The organism is Microbacterium sp. ZXT2-5 (assembly GCF_055329545.1).
On sequence record NZ_JBUZWD010000001.1, the window covers coordinates 1,983,047 to 2,001,216 of the forward strand.

An 18,170-nucleotide genomic window follows, 5' to 3' on the forward strand; every position below is an offset into this window, starting at 1 on the left:
GACCTGAAATCCGCCGGATCGCGCGCGCACGCGACGTACCGCTTCGGCCCGCCGGCGTCCGGGCGACTGCGGATTCCGACAACCGAATCGGCGGATCGGTTCCGGATCGCTACCATCGCTCGTCGTGAACGTGTTGTGGCGGACCCTGATCGTGATGCTGACCGCGCGCCGGCGCCTGCGCCGCTCGGGACGGATCGGGCCGACCGAGATCGGGCGGGTGCGGGTCACCACGTTGCCGACCGACATCGATCTGCTGCGCCACATGAACAACGGGCGCTACCTGTCGCTGTTCGACCTCGGCCGCTGGGATCTGCTCGTGCGGACCGGCCTGTGGGACGTCATGAAGCGCTACGGGTGGTACGCCGTGGTGTCCAGCGAGACGGTGACGTTCCGCAAGTCGCTCAACCTGTGGCAGCGGTTCGACATCGAGTCCCGCATGATCGGGCACGACGACAAGGCCGTCTACCTCGAGCATCGAGCGGTCGTCGACGGCGAGGTGTACGCCCGTGCGATCATCCGAGCACGGATGATGAAGCGCGCCGGCGGCACCCTCTCGCACGAAGAGCTCTTCGCGGCGGTCGGCCGGCCCGAGGGCATCCCCGAGGTGGATGCCTGGGTGCACGAGTGGGCCGCGGCATCCGCTCTTCCGCCTACTCGTGCGGAGGCGCCCAGCGTCTGGCGCTGAGCGACGGCGTTCGGCCGGCGATCAGCGGAGGATGACTGCCGTGACGAGCGAGATGGCCGCGAGGATTCCGACGTTGACGGTCGCGAGCAGCATCGTCCAGAGCCTGCTGCTCGGGTCGGCGGTCGTCAGCGGCCGCCGGTCGACGGCGTCCAGTGCCGCATCGAGGGACCGGAATCGGCCGATCGTGCGGCGGCCGCGGGTCGCGACGTAGCCGCGATCGTCCCGCTTCACCTCGCCCACGGTGCGGCCGAAGCGGTCTGCGGCCCATGCGCCGCGCTCCGGGCTCGACCAGTGGATCGCCCAGCGCGTGTCGATGTCGTCAGCGTGCTGTGTCATGCGTAGAACGCTAGACACGCCGTGAATCAGGTGGGTGCCCTTGACGGATCGGGAGCGGTCGACTATGGAGCGCCTGTCGGCGCCTCGGGCTCGGGGACGAGGGTCAGGCCGCCGGGAGAGTTCGCGGCCTTGGTGAGTGCGTCGATCCAGGCGGGGTTGAGGCGGGGCTGGCGTCCGCCGAAGTACTCGAACGCGAGCGACACATGCGGGCTCAGCCACACCGAGGTGCGCCCCAGGCCGCTGCGCATGGGGTCCGTCCACGTGAAAGGAAAGGACTCCCCGCGACGGAGCTTGGCCCAGATCACGGTCTGCAGGTGGGCCAGGACGCGGTCGTCGAAGGAAGCGGTGACCCTGGTGTCATAGGTGAGCGTGCCCATCGGATCTACAGTAGCCTTCCGAGCGGCTTTGCGGGCGTGTCGTGGAGCCCGATGGGGTGTGAGCGTGGATTATAGCGGTTTTGACGATCCGTGTCTGGTGTTGCGCCCGAAGGCGCAGATCACCGAATCTTGTGAGATGGTCAGCACGCCTCAGCTCACTCGGGATCTGCGAACGGCTCTGTCCTCCGGTGCCTTGACACTCGCCTTCCAGGGCCAATTCGATCTTCAGACGGGCGCGGCCGCGCCGTCTGAGACGTCGCCGCCGGATGCAGTCGAAGCGCTCTGTCGCTGGAATCATGTGACGCTGGGAGCAGTGCCACCCGACCGGTTCATCGCGCTGGCCGAGCGCGGCGAGTTCCTCGAAGAGATCGACACGCGCGTATTCGCTCTCGCGACCGAGCACGTCGCGCGGTGGCGGAAGTCCGGTCACACCGTCGGGCTGGCGGTGAACGCGTCTCCCGCTCACTTCTCCACCCGCTATGCGGGCACGGTGCTGACCAGGCTGGACGAGCTCGGACTCGATCCCGCCGGCGTGACCGTCGAGATCACCGAGGCGCCCCTGCCCCAGCTGCGCCCCGGCATGCTCTCGGCCATCGAGGCGCTGCGGGCGGAGGGCGTCGCCATCTCGGTCGACGACTTCGACGCCGGCGGCGACGTCGCAATGCTCGAGACCCTGCCGATCGACGAGGTGAAGATCGATCGATCGCTCACCCAGCGCGTCGATGCCGCGGCAGAGGACGCGATCTCCGCCGTGGTGGACAGCAGTGCGAACCACGGGTGGCGTGTCGTCGCCGAAGGGATCGAGACCCTCGACGACTTCGAGCGCTCACGCAGCCGCGGCTGCCACCGTGGCCAGGGCTACCTGTGGGGTCTGCCGCTGCCCGTCGAGCAGATGGACGTCGTGCTGGCAGGAGAAGCCTGAGCCCGCACGCGTGAGCCTCGGGCGTCGGACTCGGGGGATCATCGCGGGACTCGGCTCAGGAGCCGTCGCCCGCGACCCTCAGAGGCCGTAGTCCGCGACGTCGTCGGAGATCTCGTCCACCGGGGCGCCGGCGCTCGGGACGGTGTCGCCGACCTCGAACTGGGACCAGGTCACCGGCATGCCCGGCGAGAAGAGGATGTCGACCCCGGGTCCGCCGCGCAGGGGTGGGACGTTGACATAGCCGCCGCCCGCCTTGATCGCCTCGAGGATGCTGTTCTTGAGCTCGGTGACGGGGTCGGGGAGGAAGTAGTCGCGTCCATCGACAGTCAGCCGGTTCACGATCGCCATGGCCCCAGCGTACCCGGTGGCGTGCCGCGTAGGATCGAGGCGTGGGCACACTTCACTACGGCTCCCCGCCGGCGTCCTTCAAGATCGACGACCGGGCGCTGGCGCATGTCGAACTGGTCATCATGGCCAAGCTGCGACGCCGAGAGAACCTCTCCTTCGCCATCGTCGACGAAGAGACGTCGGTGCGTCAGGCGATGTGGATCTCGCCGGTCACCATGCTGCGCTTCGAGTACGAGGCACCCATGCCCGAGATCAACCGGCTGTGGCTTCAGGAGCTCGTCGACACCGCGAACTCGTCGGGCGGCCTGCGCATCGTGCCCGAGCCGGAGCTCCCCGCCTCACGCTGAGACGCGTCCACCGCCCCCGCGCTTCGCGCGGTACATGGCGGCGTCGGCGGCATCGAGCAGTTCGCTCGCGCCGGTACCGCGCTGGGCGGCGACGACGCCGGCCGACGCGTGCACGCGCATCTCGATGTCGCGCACGACGATCGGCTCGGTGATCGCCGCGAGCGCGCGGCCGGCGACAGCCGCCGCCTCGGCCGGACTCGCGTCGACGCACACGATCACGAACTCGTCCCCGCCCAGCCGCACGACGACGTCGGTCGTGCGGGCGACCCCGCTCAGCCGCCGGCCGATGGCCGCGAGGACGGCGTCCCCCATCTCGTGGCCGTGGGTGTCGTTGACCAGCTTGAAGTCGTCGAGGTCGAGGAAGACCACCGCGACAGACCTCTCGGAGGCGCCGAGCAGATCGTTGAGACGCTCGTCGAGGTACCGGCGGTTGTGGAGCCCGGTGAGCGCGTCGCGCACCGCCAGCTCCGCGAGCTCGGCCTGCGTCCGCGCCACCAGCGCGGCGCGGATGTCCTCGCCGAGGTCGTACGCGTCCTGGGCGTGCTCGCCCCACGGAAGGCTCCGGCCGGTCACGCTCTCCTGCCAGGCCGAGAACGACCGTCGCGGGGAGAGGGGATGCTCACGATTCTCGGGTCGCTGATCGCCGAGCCACTCCACCGTGCGGGCGACCTCGCTGCGCACGAACACCAGGCGGTCGCCGTCGCTGCCGAGCGGGACGACCAGCAGACCGGTGACACCCGGGATCTCGACGGCGAGCTCGGGGCGCTCGATCGGCAGCGCCTCCCAGAGGAATCTCCCGGGTCCCAGCTCGTCCACGACGGCGAACAGGCGCTCGGGCGCGGGGACCACGCCGACGGTGTCGATCGCGTCACCGAGGCGCAGCACCGCGCCGTCGGCGGGAACGACGTCGAGCACCGTGCGCTCTCCGCGCATGAGCACGGAGCCCGCGTCGGCGCGGCCGAACAGTGGGGCGATCAGGGCGATCCTCCGCTCCCTCGCCTCGAGCTGACGGCGGAGCCTGCGGATCTGCTCCGCGGAGGCGAGCTGCGAGGCGACCTGCGAGGCCAGCACCTCGATCGCGCGGCGCAGCAGCACCGGGATGCGGCGGGGCGTCCGGTGGGCGCAGGTGAACATGCCGACCAGCTGGTCGTCCAGGACGATCCCGAACGACACCGTGGAGGCCTGGCCCATGTTCCGCATGAACTGCAGGTGGTGAGGGGAGACGGCGCGGAGCTCGGTGGGGCCGAGGTCCAGCGGGCTGTCCTCCGGGAGGAGCGTGTGGATCGGCGTCCCCGGGTCTGCGGTGTCGGCGATCACGCGGGAGCGCTTCTCGATGTAGAGCGTGCGCGCCTGGACCGGGATGTCGGATGCCGGGAAGTGGAGGCCGAAGTAGGGCTCCATGTCGGGCTCGCGCTCGTCGGCGACGACCTGCCCGTGCGCGTCGTCGTGGAAGTGGTAGCACATCACCCGGTCGTAGCCCGTGATCGCCTTGATCTCACGCGCCGCCTGCTGGCGCAGCTCATCGGGATCGGTGATCGCCGCCAGTCGCTGGATGGCGCCGACGACCCCGGTGCGCACGTAGTCGAGCCCGGGGACCACCGGCTCGAACTCGAGGACCAGCGGCGACGTGCCGCGGTGGGCGATCACGTCGTAGACGACGCCCTCGAACTCGGCGCGCACGGGGTCGACGGCGACGCCGTGGGTGATCGACCACGACACCATGTCGCTGCCGGCCTCGCGCAGGTCGCGCCCGAGCCAGTGCTCGGCGTTGGCGCTCGCCGCGACGACGACGCCTGTGACCTCATCGATTGCGAACAGCCTGCCGTGCGACTGGATCGCGCCGATCGTGCGGATGGGCTCGGTCGAGCATTCGCGGAGGCGGAGCATCTCGGCGTCGTCGCCGGGAAGGTCTCCGTCGAAGGTGAGAGCTGGTACGTCGGTCACGCAGGCCCTTCAGTCTTGATGTGGGGGCGGACAAGGGGCACTGCGTTAGCGGGTCCCTACATCCTAAACGGAGGTCCCGACCATGCCAAAGGATGCCGCCGCGCCTGATACCGCAGGCGGCGCAAGGGCGCAATGGGTTTGTGCGCGGCCGCGGCGGGGCGGTTCGCTGACAGTGGTGGCGTCGGCACCCCCGCCGGCGCCGGAGGGAGAAGGAGGGGCCGTGGATACGACCACCCTCATCTGGATCATCGTCGGCGTCGTGGTCGTCGTCGCGATCGTCCTCGTTGCGCTGCTGCTGTCGGCGCGCGGCCGCCGCAACCGGCGGGAGCAGGCGCAGCACGAGAAGGCCGAGAAGCTGCGCGCCGAGGCGCGCGAGTCCGAGTTGAAGGCGCGGGAGCACGAGGCGGAGGTAGCCCAGGCCCGCGCGGACGCGGCATCGGCCACGGCGGCCGCCGAGCAGGCGCGCGCCCGCGCCGCGCAGGCGTCGATCGACGCCGAGAAGCGGCAGAGCACGATCGACGAGCACGAGTCGGACGCCGCGAAGCTCCGTGCCGAGCAGGCCGAGCGGCTGCGCAAGGCGGACGACGTCGACCCGTATGTCGGCGACGACGGTCGCAGCGCCACGGCGACGGACGCCGGTGCCCGGAACGCGTCGGCGGCAGCCGGCGACGTCCGCACCGACGAGCGCACCGCCGACTCCCGCACGAGCGATCGCTCGGACGCGCCGGTCGGCGCGTCGGACGACGGAGTGCGTCGCGTGCACCGCGACGACGGGGTCGACGCGGCGGCCGCCGTGGGCGACACCGCACCGCCGGCGGACGAGCCTCGGACGCGGCGTCCGGACGGCACGTGACGGCACTCACCTGACAGGCACCCGGGTCCGCGGGCCCGGGCGCCCGTCATGCCCGGAGCGCCCGAAGCGTCAGCCCGCGGCATCCCGCCTGGTCGTCGGGAACGCGTCCCGCAGCGCGCTGCGGACTTCGGCGATGCCCGCCCTGCCCTGGGACGAGGTGCGCTGCGCGAGGAAGATCTCGCGCGCCGGACGCCCGGGGAGGTCGAGCACGGCGACGGGCGTCGGGTCGCCGCCCCACAGCAGATCCGGGAGCACCCCGACCGCCTGGCCGGCGGCGATGAGCCGGGCATGGGCCGACAGGTCGGCCAGCTCGAAGCGGACGTCGGGTTCGAAGCCGGATGCGCGGCACTGCTGGACGGCCCAGAGCCGGGCGGCGGTGCCCGCCGGCTCCATCACCCACGCCCGAGCGCGCAGATCGTGGAGCGACCGCGCGGCATCCCCCGCGGGAACGGCCACGCGGATGGGATCGATGCCCAGGATCTCGCGCTCGATGCCCGCCGTGTGCGGACGCGTGTGACCCGGGTACTGCTCGGCGATCACGAGGTCGACGCTGCGCGCGGCGAGTTCGAAGAGCCCCCGCTCGGGAGGCAGCTCGACGAGCTCGACGCGAAGGTACGGGGCGCGTTCGGCGAGGAGGGCGAGGGCGACGGGCGCGACGGCCAGCGCCGCCGTCTGCATGACGGCGACGCGGACGGGGGCGAGGCCCGGGTGCAGGGACTCGAGCTCGCCGCGAGCCCGCTCGTCCTGGTCGAGGGCGCGCGCGGCGTGGGCGGCGAGGATCTGTCCGTGCTCGGTGAGGCGCACGCGGCGTCCCTCCGGGGCGAGAAGCGGCACGCCCGCCTCCTTCTCGAGCTGCGCGAGCTGCTGCGAGATCGTCGACGGGCTGTACGACAGCGCCTCCGCCACGGCGGCCAGCGTGCCCCGCAGTGCCAGCTCATGCAGCAGGCGCAGGCGTCGCAGCTCGAACATGAGCATCCCATCGAAGATCCTGAACGATACTGATCGTAGACGATCGCTTTTCACGAACGGACGGATGCCTCAGGCTGGACGCCATGCAGCACATCGAGGTGCAGTCTGGAAGCACGGGCCCCGTCGAATCGACATCTGGAGTGCGAATGGAAGACGCTGCCGAACGGCATCTCGCAGACGAAGCCGTCACGCTGGCTCGGCGGTGGATCGCCGAGAGCGCGGAGGCCCACGTCGACCCGGCGGCGGAGCGCCTCGCCGGAGTCCTGAAGGACCCCAGCGGCCTGCCGTTCACGATCGGCTTCGTCGACGGTGTCATGCGACCGGAGAGCCTGTCGGCGGCGGCATCCCATCTGCACCGCGTCGCGCCCCTCGTTCCCGGGTTCCTCCCCTGGTACCTCCGCTCCGCCGTGCGGGTCGGCGGCGCCGTCGCCCCCGTGCTGCCGGCGCCGGTCGTGCCGATCGCGCGCCGGGTGCTGCGCGAGATGGTCGGGCACCTCGTGGTCGACGCGCGACCGGAGAAGCTCGGCCCGGCCATCGAGCGTCTGCGCGAGACGGGAGCGCGGCTGAATCTCAACCTGCTCGGCGAGGCGGTGCTCGGCGAGCAGGAGGCCCTGCGGCGACTCGAGGGGATCCACGAGCTCATCCGCCGCCCCGACGTGGACTACGTCTCGGTGAAGGTCTCGGCGATCGCGAGCCACATCTCGATGTGGGCGTTCGACGAGATCGTCGACACGGTGGTCGACCGGCTCCTGCCGCTGTACCTCTCGGCGGCGCGGGCGGACGCGGCCGACGCGCCGACCGACCCGGACGGTCGGGCGCGGGAGGCCACCTTCATCAACCTCGACATGGAGGAGTACCGCGACCTCGACCTGACCGTCGCCGTGTTCACCCGGCTGCTCGAGGACCCGCGACTGCGCGGCCTGGAAGCCGGCATCGTGCTGCAGGCGTACCTTCCCGACGCGCTGCCCACGCTGGAGCGGCTGACGGACTGGGCCCGGGAGCGCGTCGCGGCCGGCGGCGCCCCGATCAAGATCCGCCTCGTCAAGGGCGCCAACCTCGCGATGGAGCGCGTGGACGCGGTGCTGCACGGCTGGCCGCTCGCCACCTACGACACGAAGCTCGACTCGGACGCGAACTACATCCGGTGCCTGCGGTACGCGCTGCAGCCCGAGCGCACCGCCGCCCTGCGGATCGGGGTCGCCGGCCACAACCTCTTCGACATCGCCTACGCATGGCTGCTCGCGGGTGCGACGGGCGTGCGCGACGCCGTCGAGTTCGAGATGCTCCTGGGCATGGCCCAGGGCCAGGTCGCGGCGGTCGCGCGCGAGGTCGGCCACGTGCTCCTGTACGTGCCGGTCGTGCGTCCCGACGAATTCGACGTGGCCATCAGCTATCTCGTCCGGCGGCTCGAAGAGAACGCGTCCAGCGAGAACTTCCTCTCCGCCGCGTTCGAGCTCGCCGACGATCCGGCGCTGTTCGCACGCGAGCGCGACCGCTTCCTGGCCTCGCTCGCGCGTGCGGACGATCCGGCGCTGCCGACCGGCCCCCGCCGCACCCAGGACCGGGCCGCCGAGGCGGCAGTCCTCGACGCCGCGTCCGTCGCGGCTCTGCGCGCTGAGGCGCCGCTGCGCCGCACGGCGTCGCCGGGGGAGGACGCCGGGCTCACGCAGGCGGTGATCGGCATCGCGCGCTCGGCCGGCGCAGCCGGCGCGCCCGGTGACACCGCGCCGATGGAGCGCATCGTGCCGGAGCAGGTGTTCGGCGCCGACGCGTTCGTCGAGACCGCCGTGTTCGCGCCCCGCGAGTCGGGGGCCCGGGCAGCGGGCGCGCCCGGCTTCCGCAACGCGTCCGACAGTGACCCCGCGCTGCCCGGGAACCGCGCGTGGGCGCGGGATGTGATCTCCCGGATCGAGTCGTCGCACGCCGGCGACGCCACGATCGCCGCCGCCGCGGTGACGGACGAGCAGTCGCTGCACGAGATCGTCGCCCGCGTCCGCCACGCGGCCGCCGCGTGGGGCGCGACCCCGGCGGCCGAGCGCGGGGCCGTGCTCGCGGCGGCGGCGCGTGCGCTGGAGGCCCGCCGCGGGGAGCTCATCGAGGTGGCCGCGTCGGAGACGGGCAAGGTGTTCGCCGAGGCGGACGTCGAGGTGAGCGAGGCGGTCGACTTCGCCGACTACTACGCCGCGACCGCACGAGAACTCGATCGCGTGAGCGGGGCGGTGTTCGAGCCGGCGCGACTGACGCTCGTCACCCCGCCGTGGAACTTCCCGATCGCCATCCCCGCGGGCGGCGTCCTGGCCGCCCTCGCCGCCGGATCGGGTGTCGTGTTCAAGCCGGCGCCGCAGGCGCGGCGCTGCGCCGCGGTCGTGGCGGAGGCGCTGTGGGAGGCCGGGGTGCCGCGCGACGTCCTCGCCCTCGTCGACATCGACGAGGGCGGACTGGGCCGCGCGCTGGTGTCGCATCCGGACGTGGACCGCGTGATCCTCACCGGCTCGTGGGAGACCGCCGCACTGTTCCGCTCGTGGCGCCCGGACCTGCCGCTCCTCGCCGAGACGAGCGGCAAGAACGCGATGATCGTGATGCCGACGGCGGACCTCGACCTCGCGGCATCCGACCTCGTCAAGAGCGCGTTCGGCCACGCCGGACAGAAGTGCTCGGCCGCGTCGCTGGCCATCCTGGTGGGGCCCGTGGGCCACTCGCGGCGATTCGCGCGCCAGCTGGTGGACGCCGCGACCTCGCTCCGCGTCGGCCCGCCGTCCGACCCGCTCAGCGAGGTCGGCCCCGTGGTCGAGGCGCCTCGCGGCAAGCTGGAGTGGGCCCTCACCACCCTCGAGGAGGGCGAGCAGTGGCTCGTCGAGCCTCGAGAGCTGGACGCCGGACCGGAGTATGCGGGCCGGCTCTGGACGCCCGGCATCCGCACCGGCGTGCAGCCAGGATCGCGGTTCCACCGCGAGGAGTTCTTCGGACCCGTGCTGGGCATCATGCACGCGACGTCGCTGTCGCACGCGATCGAGCTCCAGAACGCCGTCGACTACGGTCTCACCGCAGGCCTGTACACGCAGAACCCCGACGACCTGGCGATGTGGCTCGACCGGGTGCAGGCCGGCAACCTGTACGTCAACCGGGGCATCACGGGCGCCATCGTCCAGCGCCAGCCTTTCGGCGGGTGGAAGCGCTCGTCGGTGGGCGCGGGGGCGAAGGCGGGCGGCCCGAACTACCTCATGGGTCTGGGCCGCTGGCGGCCGACTTCGGGATCGCCGGCGTCGGCGACGCTCCACCTGCGAGGGCTGGACACCCGCATCGTGTCGCTCATCGAGGCGGCGCAGCCGTCGCTGGGCTACGAGGCGTTCGAGTGGCTCCGCCGCGCCGCGCTGTCGGACGCCATCGCCTGGGACCGCGAGTTCGGCCAGGTGAGAGACGTGTCGGGTATCGGCGTCGAGCGTAACCTCTTCCGCTACCGGCCGGTCGACTCGGTCGCGGTGAGGGCGACGGCGGATGCCTCGTGGCAGGCCGTGCTCCGCGTCGCCGTCGCGGGGCTGCGGGCGGGGTCGGCGATGACCCTCAGCGCGCCCGTGGGCCTGCCGCAGACGGTGCGTCGCGTGCTGGCGGACGAGGGCGTGGGAGTGTTCGTGGAGACCGAGGAGGAGTGGCTCCAGCGGCTCATCCGGGACGAGGACATCGTCGCCGCCGCGGCCGACGCCGATCCGGCGCCCCGTCCATCGCGCGTGCGCCTGGTCGGCGGGGCCGAGTCGGTCGCCGCGCTTCACCGAAGGCTCGCCGAGGCGGTCGACGGAGACCCGGACCTCGCCGTCTACGACAACGACGTGACGACCGCGGGCAGGCTCGAGCTTCTCCCGTTCCTCCACGAGCAGTCGGTGACGATCACGGCCCACCGTTTCGGGAATCCGGACGCGTGGTCGGAGGCTGTCATCTAGCGCCGTCGCCGCGGCGCGGTCCGCGTCCGGCGCGTGCGGTCGGCTCTCGTCAGGGCTTCTCGTCGGCTCCGGCGTCGGGGAAGCCCGTGGACTCCCGCGCCACGATGCGGAACGGCGGCTTGAAGGTCTCGGGACTGCGCCGTTCGCCCTTCTCGTTGATGCGCTCGAGGAGTCGGTCGACGGCGATGGCCGCGATCTGCGCCCGGCCGGTGTCGACGGTCGACATCGACGGGACCGAGTACTTGCTCTCGTCGATGTTGTCGAACCCGATCACGGCGACGTCGTCGGGCACGCGGAGCCCCTCTTCGCGCAGAGCGCGCAGGACACCGAGTCCCAGCGTGTCGTTGAGCGCGAAGACGGCATCGAATTCCACGCCCTCCTGCACCAGTAGGTGCGTCGCGGCCGCGCCGCCCGCCCGGTTCCATTGATGCATCGAGGTATGCCGGATGAGGGCCGGATCCTGATCGATGCCGGCCTGCTCGAGGGCGCGCCGGTAACCCTTCAGGCGCAGGCTCGCCGAGCTCGCCTCGTCGACGTCCTCGTGGTCGGCGCCGATCAGCGCGATCCGCCGGCGGCCGATCGAGAGGAGGTGCTCGACGGCGGCCTGCGCGGACGAGGTGTTGTGCATCGTGACGTGATCGGTCGGGCCGCCGAAGATCCGCTCGCCGAGGAGCACGAGCGGGCCCTCGACGTTCAAGGCGTCGGCATCCTCCTGGCCCAGCCTGACCGGGCTGAAGAGCAGCCCGTCCAGGAACCGCGGCCGGCTGCGCGAGACGGCGCGCAGCTCGGCATCCCGATCCCCGCTCGTCTGCTCCACCATGACGCCCAGGCCGTGCTTCTCAGCTGCTCTGATGACCTCGTCGGCGAGTTCTGCGAAGTAGTTCTCGCGCAGCGACGGGACCGCCAGCCCGATGACGCCCGTCCGGCCGGAGCGCAGGCCGCGTGCCGAGAGGTTGGGCCGGTAGTCGAGCTGCTCGATCGCTTCGTTCACACGATCGCGGGTGCCGGGGCGCACGTGCGGATAGTCGTTGATGACGTTCGAGACCGTCTTGATCGAGACTCCCGCCACCCGGGCGACGTCGTGCATCGTCGGTCCCATGGGCGCCCGCCTTCCGTTCGATCTGCACTCTAGTGTGACGCAGATGCGATGCCCGTCGTGTGCGGATCGGGCCCCGCCTCTTCGACGTCTCCGTGCAACGTTGTGGATCACCGTACCGCCCCGCCGTCCCGCGGTCGTACGTCACAGAACTTTCGATGCGTGCGCAGGAATTTGCGGTGCACCCTTGACACCCCTCGCGGCCGGTGGGAAAGTGTCTGCAACGTTGCTCTACAACGTTGTAGACCCGAGAGCACCGCGATCCTGCACCCTCGTGCTCCAGGCGGTCATGCACCGACGAAGAAGTCAGCACACCGAAAGGAAAGTCCAGTGAAGACGAAGCCTGTCCTTGCTGCGGTCACAGCGTTCGCCCTGGTCGGCGCCCTGGCCGCATGCACCGCCGGAGGCGGCGACGCCGATGGCGGCGGCAACAGCGACGCCAGCTGCACCAACGAGATCAAGAACCCCGACGCCCCCATCGTCACGCTGTGGGCCTGGTACCCCAACTCCGAGACCGTCGTCGACAACTTCAACGAGGCGAACGACGACGTCCAGGTGTGCTGGACGAACGCCGGCGCCGGCGGCGACGCGTACGACAAGTTCCAGACCGCCATCTCGGCGGGAAGCGGCGCCCCCGACGTCATGATGGTCGAGGCCGACCGCATCGCGGTCTTCCAGGCGCAGGACGCCCTGGTGGACCTCTCCGATCTCGGCTACGAGGACGTCAAGGACAACTTCAGCGAGGGCGCCTGGAAGGACGTCTCCGTCGGTGACGGCGTCTACGGCGCACCGATCGACGGCGGCCCGATGGGCATGATCTACCGCAACGACATCTTCGAGCAGTTCGGCATCACGCCCCCCACCACGTGGGAGGAGTTCGAGGCGACCGCGCAGGCCGTCAAGGACGCCGGCGGCCCGTACATGGCGAGCTTCGCCGCGAACCAGCCCGCCGCGGTCACGGCGCTGATGTACCAGAACGGCGCGCAGCCGTTCGAGTACGACCCCGCCAACGAGGGCGAGATCGGAATCAACCTCAACAGCGACGAGATCAAGGAGGTCCTGGACTACTGGGCCGGCCTGGTCGAGAAGGACCTCGTCGGCACGGAGGACCAGTTCACCCCCGAGTACATCGCAGGCGTGATCGGCGGCGACTACGCCACCTACCTCTCGGCCGCGTGGGCGCCCGGCTACCTTCAGGGCGCGGGCGTCGGCGAGGGGGCCGACGAAGGGGTGTGGTCCGTCGCGCCGATGCCGCAGTGGGACGCGAGCAACCCGATCGCGATCAACTGGGGCGGCTCCGCGTTCTCGGTCTCGAGCCAGGCCGACGACCATGAGCTCGCCGCGAAGGTCGCCTTCGGCGTCTACGCCGACCAGGCCTCGCTCGATGAGGGCTGGCAGGACCAGATCATCTTCCCGCTGAACGTCAGTGTCCTCGACTCGCCCGAGTTCCAGGACTACGAGGTGCCGTTCTTCAGCGGCCAGCAGGCGAACAAGGAGGTGTACGTGCCCGCGGCCAACGCGTACGAGGGCATGACGTACACCCCGCTGGGCCAGTACTACTACTCCGAGCTGACCAAGCAGATCGCCGCCATCCATGACGGCGCGGCCACCGGCTCCGAGGCCGCCGACGCGCTCCAGGAGTCCGTCGTCGCCTACGCCGAGGAGCAGGGGTTCACCGTCACGCAGTGACCTGGGCCGAGGGTCGGTCCGCGTCCGCGCGGACCGACCCTCGGGCATCCCTCACAGACCCGGAGACATCATGACCGCCTCAACCGAAGCTCCTGTCTCGACCCGAGCGCCTCTCTCATCGAAGCGCCGCAAGTCGACCGCCGCGAGGCAGAACCTGGTCGGCTGGCTGTTCGTCAGCCCGTTCGCGATCATCTTCCTCGCGCTGCTCGTGCTCCCGATCGGGTACGCCCTCTACCTCAGCCTTTTCCAGAAGTCGCTCATCGGAGGGACGCGCTTCGTCCTCTTCGGGAACTACGCCAAGGCGTTCAGCGACCCGTCGTTCCTCGACGGCGTGTGGTTCGTGATCCGCTTCTCGATCGTGCTCATCCCGCTGCAGATGGCCGTCTCCCTCGCCATCGCCCTGATCCTCGACATCATCGTCACCCGATTCGCCCGGTTCTCCCGGCTCATGATCTTCATGCCGTACGCGATTCCGACCGTGATCGGCGCGCTGATGTGGGGCTTCCTCTACAGCGACAACTTCGGCCCTCTTGCGGAGCTTTTCGGAATTTTCGGCGCTGAGGCCCCGGACTTCCTGAGCCGGAGCCTGATCTTCTACGGGTTGCTCAACATCGTGACGTGGCAATGGGCGGGCTACTACATGATCATCCTGTACGCGGCGCTTCAGGGCATCGACCCGACCCTGTACGAAGCTGCCCGCATCGACGGGGCGTCGCAGTGGCAGATCGTCTGGCGGATCAAGGTCCCCCTCGTCGCGCCGGCTCTGCTGCTGATCCTGGTGTTCGCACTGATCGGAACGCTGCAGTTCTTCAACGAGCCGAAGATCCTCCAGGATCTCGCGGCGGGTGCGATCCCGAATGACTTCACACCGAACATGTACGCCTACCAGCAGGCGTTCTCGCTCGCGAACTACAACTACGGAGCGGCCATCTCGTTCGCGCTCGGGGCGGTCGTGTTCCTCTGCGTCTACATCTTCCTGTTCGCCACCCGCAAGCGAGGGAGCTTCTTCTCATGAGCGTCACGCCTGTCGAGGTCACCGGCACCCGCACGCCCCGCCGGAACACCATCGAGCGCCGTCGCGGTCCGCGCGAGCGGGGCCGCATCCCGCTCAACATCGTCCTCGGTGCGCTGATGGTCTACTTCCTGGTCCCGTTCTGGTGGCTGATCGTCAACAGCTCCAAGACCGCGGCCGGGCTCTTCGGCGGCGACAGCTCGCTCTGGTTCGCCGACGACATCAACTATCTGGGCAACCTGGTCGACCTGTTCACGTACAGCGGCGGCATCTACGCGCGCTGGCTGGCCAACTCCGCGCTCTACGCGATCGCGGGGGGCATCGGCGCGACGGTGCTCGCCGTGCTCGCCGGCTACGGCTTCGCGAAGTACCAGTTCGCCGGTCGCCGGCTCTCGTTCGCGATCCTCCTCGGCGCGGTCATGGTTCCCACGACGGCGCTCGTCATCCCGACCTTCGTGCTGTTCGCGCAGGTCGGCTGGACGAACACCATCTGGGCGGTCATCTTCCCGACGCTGCTGAACCCGTTCGGCGTCTATCTCATGAACGTGTATGCGCGGGATGCCGTGCCCGACGAGCTGCTCGACGCGGCGCGCGTCGACGGCGCGGGCGAGTTCCGGTCGTTCCTCACCGTGGCGCTGCCGCTGCTGCGTCCCGCCATCGTCACCGTCCTGCTGCTGTCGGTCGTGGCGTCGTGGAACAACTACTTCCTGCCCCTCGTCATGCTCTCCGACAACCGCCTCTTCCCGGTGACCGTCGGAATCGGACTGTGGCAGTCCACTGCGTCGACGTACGGCGCGGCGGGCGGGCAGACCCTCTGGAGCATCATCATCCTCGGCTCGCTCGTCTCGGTGATCCCCCTGATCATCGCCTTCCTCGGATTGCAGAAGTACTGGCGCGGCGGATTGGCCATCGGAAGCCTCAAGTGATCCGACGATCACGCCGCCTCGCCTCGGTTCCCCCTGTCCCTGAAAGAGAAGAATGATCCGCGCACATCTCACCGTCGACCCGCACTTCACCGTCGGACCCGTCAACCGCCGGCTCTTCGGCTCGTTCGTCGAGCACCTGGGGCGATGCGTCTACGACGGCATCTACGAGCCGGGACACGACACCGCCGACGAGGACGGTTTCCGCCGCGACGTCGTCGAACTGGTCCGGGAGCTCGGCGTCTCCACGATCCGCTACCCGGGCGGAAACTTCGTCTCGGGGTATCGCTGGGAGGACGGCGTCGGGCCCCGCGACGCCCGGCCCCGCCGGCTCGACCTGGCGTGGCACTCGACCGAGACCAACGAGATCGGCCTCGACGAGTTCGCGGGGTGGCTCAAGAAGGTCGACAGCGAGCTGATGTACGCCGTCAACCTCGGCACGCGCGGAGTCCTGGAGGCGCTGGATGTGCTCGAATACGCCAATCTGCGATCGGGCACCCACTGGTCGGACAGGCGCGTCGCGAACGGCCACCCCGAACCCCACGGCATCCGCATGTGGTGCCTGGGCAACGAGATGGACGGGCCATGGCAGCTCGGGCACTCGACGGCCGAGGAGTACGCGCAGATCGCATCGAAGACCGCGAGCGCGATGAGACAGATCGATCCGGATCTCGAGCTGGTCGTCTGCGGCAGTTCGAGCGCCCAGATGCCCACCTTCGGCGACTGGGAGCGCGTCGTGCTCAGCAAGACGTACGACGACGTGGATTACATCTCGTGCCACGCGTATTACGAGCCGAAGGGCGACGACTACGGCAGCTTCCTCGCCTCCGGCGTGAACATGGACCGCTTCATCGAGGCCGTCGTAGCCACCGCCGACCACGTGAAGGCGATCAGGCACAGCGACAAGACGATCGACATCTCCTTCGACGAATGGAACGTCTGGTACCAGTCGCGCTTCAACGAGGTCGACAAGATCACCGATGCGGAGGACTGGCCGGTGGCACCCCGCCTGCTCGAGGACTCGTACTCCGTCCTGGATGCCGTGGTCTTCGGCAGCCTCCTCATCTCGCTGCTTCGCCACGCCGACCGGGTGACGGCCGCGAGCCTCGCGCAGCTGGTCAACGTCATCGCGCCGATCATGACCGAGCCCGGTGGGCCGGCGTGGCGGCAGACCACCTTCTATCCGTTCTCGCTCACCTCGCGCCTCGCCCGCGGTGTCGCCCTCGAGCTGAAGCTCGACAGCCCCACCTACGCCACGGCGGAGTACGGCGACGTGTCGGTCGTGGACGCGGTGGCCACACGCGATGCGAGCGGGGGAGGCACGACGGTGTTCCTCGTGAACCGCAGCCTCGACGAGAAGGTCTCCGTAGAGATCGATGTGCGCGCCCTCGGCGAGGTCGCCGGCGCCTCCGCGATCTCACTGTTCGATGACGACATCCACGCGGCCAACACCCTCCAGGATCCGGAGCGCGTCACGCCCAGGACCAACTCGTCCGTCGACGTCGGGGAGGGCAGGGTGACCGTCACGCTGCCGCCCGTGTCGTGGACGGCGCTCACGCTAGACTGACGCGGGCGCCGCGACGAGCCGGCCGGGTGGCGAGATGGCACGACCCCAGAGAGTGACGCTGAAGGAGATCGCCGCTCAGACGGGGGTGTCGCTGACGACCATCTCCAAGGTGCTCAACGGCGGCTCGGACGTCTCGTCGACGACACGGGCGCTCGTCGAGGAGCAGCTGCACGCGAGCGGCTACCGGCGCCGCAAGAGCAGGCAGCGACGGGACTACATCGAGGTCGTGCTCCACGAGCTCGAGGGCGAGTGGGCGCTCGGCATCCTCGAGGGGGTGCGCGAGAGCGCCGCGGCCGCCGGCATGGCGGTCTCGCTCTCCGTGAGCGGGGATCGTCGTGCCCCGGGACCGGAGTGGCTGGACTCGGTCGTGCGCCGCGCGCCGAGCGGCATCATCCTCCTCTTCGCCGGCATACCGGCCGACGGGCGGGAGCGGCTCTCGGCGCGCGGCATCCCGTTCGTCGTCATCGATCCGGCCGGCGATCCCGATGCGGACCTCCCGTCGGTCGGGTCGGCGAACTGGTCGGGCGGGCTGGCGGCCACACGGCACCTGCTGGAGCTCGGGCACCGGCGGATCGCGGCGATCACCGGGCCGGAGTCGGTGATGTGCGCGCTGGCAAGGCTGGACGGCTACCGCGCCGCGATGGCGTCCGCGGGGGTGACGATCCCGCCGGAATGGATCCGCTTCGGCGACTTCCGGCGTCAGGGGGGCGAGGATCACGCGGCCGAGCTGCTGCGGCTGCCGGATCGGCCGACGGCGATCTTCGCCGGCAACGACGCGCAGGCGCTGGGAGTGCTGCACGCCGCCTCGGCTCTCGGACTCTCGGTGCCGCGCGACCTGTCCGTCGTGGGCTACGACGACCTCGCGATCGCGGAGCTCGCCCACCCGCGGCTCACCACCGTCCATCAGCCCCTTCGCGAGATGGCGGAGCAGGCCACCCGGCTCCTGCTGCAGCTGCTGGACGGCCCCCGTCCGGAGGTCACGCGGATCGAGCTGGCGACCTCACTGGTCGTGCGGGACTCGACGGCGGCCCCGGCGGCGGCCTCAGCCTGAAGCGGGGCACGCCCGTCCTCGCCCGATGCCGTGCCCGCCAGGCGCGCCGTGCACGTGAGAGGGCTGCCGGCGGGAAGCGCGAGTCCGCCGGCAGCCCTGGTCTTGTCAGCAGTGGC

At 70.4% G+C, this 18,170-nt stretch carries 16 protein-coding genes; 10 read left to right on the forward strand and 6 right to left on the reverse strand.

The annotated features are described in order from the left end of the window. The first annotated feature begins 124 nt into the window (after positions 1 to 124). The gene (locus ACZBH1_RS08705) at positions 125 to 685 is read left to right on the forward strand and encodes a thioesterase family protein (RefSeq protein ID WP_378878530.1); all 561 of its coding nucleotides are present in this window, start codon (positions 125 to 127) and stop codon (positions 683 to 685) included. 21 nt (positions 686 to 706) lie between these two features. Here ACZBH1_RS08705 and ACZBH1_RS08710 read toward each other — a convergent pair whose 3' ends face one another. Together ACZBH1_RS08710 and ACZBH1_RS08715 are read right to left on the reverse strand one after the other, a co-directional pair. Then, positions 707 to 1,021, reverse strand: a complete 315-nt coding sequence (locus tag ACZBH1_RS08710; RefSeq protein ID WP_336394438.1) for a hypothetical protein — start codon at positions 1,019 to 1,021, stop codon at positions 707 to 709. Between the two features lie 62 nt (positions 1,022 to 1,083). Further along, on the reverse strand, positions 1,084 to 1,398 hold the full coding sequence (locus tag ACZBH1_RS08715) for a DUF7882 family protein (protein WP_336394439.1): 315 nt from the start codon (positions 1,396 to 1,398) through the stop codon (positions 1,084 to 1,086). Between the two features lie 136 nt (positions 1,399 to 1,534). On the opposite strand from ACZBH1_RS08715, the gene ACZBH1_RS08720 reads away from it, so the two are divergent. Continuing rightward, the gene (locus tag ACZBH1_RS08720; protein ID WP_336395043.1) at positions 1,535 to 2,320 is read left to right on the forward strand and encodes an EAL domain-containing protein; all 786 of its coding nucleotides are present in this window, start codon (positions 1,535 to 1,537) and stop codon (positions 2,318 to 2,320) included. 78 nt (positions 2,321 to 2,398) lie between these two features. Here ACZBH1_RS08720 and ACZBH1_RS08725 read toward each other — a convergent pair whose 3' ends face one another. Continuing rightward, a complete protein-coding gene (locus ACZBH1_RS08725; RefSeq protein WP_336394440.1) occupies positions 2,399 to 2,668 on the reverse strand; it encodes a hypothetical protein in 270 nt (89 codons plus the stop codon). A 41-nt stretch (positions 2,669 to 2,709) separates the two neighbouring features. Here ACZBH1_RS08725 and ACZBH1_RS08730 point away from each other — a divergent pair, with 41 nt between their 5' ends. Next, the gene (locus ACZBH1_RS08730; protein ID WP_336394441.1) at positions 2,710 to 3,015 is read left to right on the forward strand and encodes a DUF7882 family protein; all 306 of its coding nucleotides are present in this window, start codon (positions 2,710 to 2,712) and stop codon (positions 3,013 to 3,015) included. Here ACZBH1_RS08730 and ACZBH1_RS08735 read toward each other — a convergent pair. Next, on the reverse strand, positions 3,007 to 4,959 hold the full coding sequence (locus ACZBH1_RS08735) for a bifunctional diguanylate cyclase/phosphodiesterase (RefSeq protein WP_463646156.1): 1,953 nt from the start codon (positions 4,957 to 4,959) through the stop codon (positions 3,007 to 3,009). The genes ACZBH1_RS08730 and ACZBH1_RS08735 overlap by 9 nt on opposite strands. A gap of 220 nt (positions 4,960 to 5,179) precedes the next feature. Here ACZBH1_RS08735 and ACZBH1_RS08740 point away from each other — a divergent pair, with 220 nt between their 5' ends. Continuing rightward, on the forward strand, positions 5,180 to 5,812 hold the full coding sequence (locus ACZBH1_RS08740; RefSeq protein WP_463646157.1) for a hypothetical protein: 633 nt from the start codon (positions 5,180 to 5,182) through the stop codon (positions 5,810 to 5,812). Between the two features lie 69 nt (positions 5,813 to 5,881). On the opposite strand, the gene ACZBH1_RS08745 is transcribed toward ACZBH1_RS08740, so the two are convergent. Continuing rightward, complete coding sequence (locus tag ACZBH1_RS08745; RefSeq protein WP_463646671.1) at positions 5,882 to 6,781, reverse strand: LysR family transcriptional regulator; 900 nt, start codon at positions 6,779 to 6,781, stop codon at positions 5,882 to 5,884. Positions 6,782 to 6,927: 146 nt separating this feature from the next. Here ACZBH1_RS08745 and ACZBH1_RS08750 point away from each other — a divergent pair, with 146 nt between their 5' ends. Beyond that, on the forward strand, positions 6,928 to 10,716 hold the full coding sequence (locus ACZBH1_RS08750) for a proline dehydrogenase family protein (RefSeq protein ID WP_463646158.1): 3,789 nt from the start codon (positions 6,928 to 6,930) through the stop codon (positions 10,714 to 10,716). Positions 10,717 to 10,765: 49 nt separating this feature from the next. Here the strand turns inward: ACZBH1_RS08750 and ACZBH1_RS08755 are convergent, their stop codons facing one another. Further along, positions 10,766 to 11,815: a LacI family DNA-binding transcriptional regulator gene (locus tag ACZBH1_RS08755; RefSeq protein ID WP_463646159.1), complete on the reverse strand. Its 1,050-nt coding sequence runs from the start codon at positions 11,813 to 11,815 to the stop codon at positions 10,766 to 10,768. Positions 11,816 to 12,142: 327 nt separating this feature from the next. On the opposite strand from ACZBH1_RS08755, the gene ACZBH1_RS08760 reads away from it, so the two are divergent. The 5 genes from ACZBH1_RS08760 to ACZBH1_RS08780 all read left to right on the forward strand — a co-directional run bounded on the left by ACZBH1_RS08760 (position 12,143) and on the right by ACZBH1_RS08780 (position 18,054). Further along, on the forward strand, positions 12,143 to 13,501 hold the full coding sequence (locus ACZBH1_RS08760) for an ABC transporter substrate-binding protein (protein WP_463646160.1): 1,359 nt from the start codon (positions 12,143 to 12,145) through the stop codon (positions 13,499 to 13,501). 70 nt (positions 13,502 to 13,571) lie between these two features. Next, positions 13,572 to 14,516, forward strand: a complete 945-nt coding sequence (locus ACZBH1_RS08765) for a carbohydrate ABC transporter permease (protein ID WP_336394448.1) — start codon at positions 13,572 to 13,574, stop codon at positions 14,514 to 14,516. After that, on the forward strand, positions 14,513 to 15,439 hold the full coding sequence (locus tag ACZBH1_RS08770) for a carbohydrate ABC transporter permease (RefSeq protein WP_336394449.1): 927 nt from the start codon (positions 14,513 to 14,515) through the stop codon (positions 15,437 to 15,439). Before ACZBH1_RS08765 ends, ACZBH1_RS08770 begins: the two co-directional genes overlap by 4 nt. Positions 15,440 to 15,491: 52 nt before the next feature. Continuing rightward, a complete protein-coding gene (gene arfA, locus ACZBH1_RS08775; protein ID WP_463646161.1) occupies positions 15,492 to 17,003 on the forward strand; it encodes an arabinosylfuranosidase ArfA in 1,512 nt (503 codons plus the stop codon). Between the two features lie 34 nt (positions 17,004 to 17,037). Further along, on the forward strand, positions 17,038 to 18,054 hold the full coding sequence (locus ACZBH1_RS08780; RefSeq protein WP_463646162.1) for a LacI family DNA-binding transcriptional regulator: 1,017 nt from the start codon (positions 17,038 to 17,040) through the stop codon (positions 18,052 to 18,054). Positions 18,055 to 18,170 lie beyond the last annotated feature (116 nt).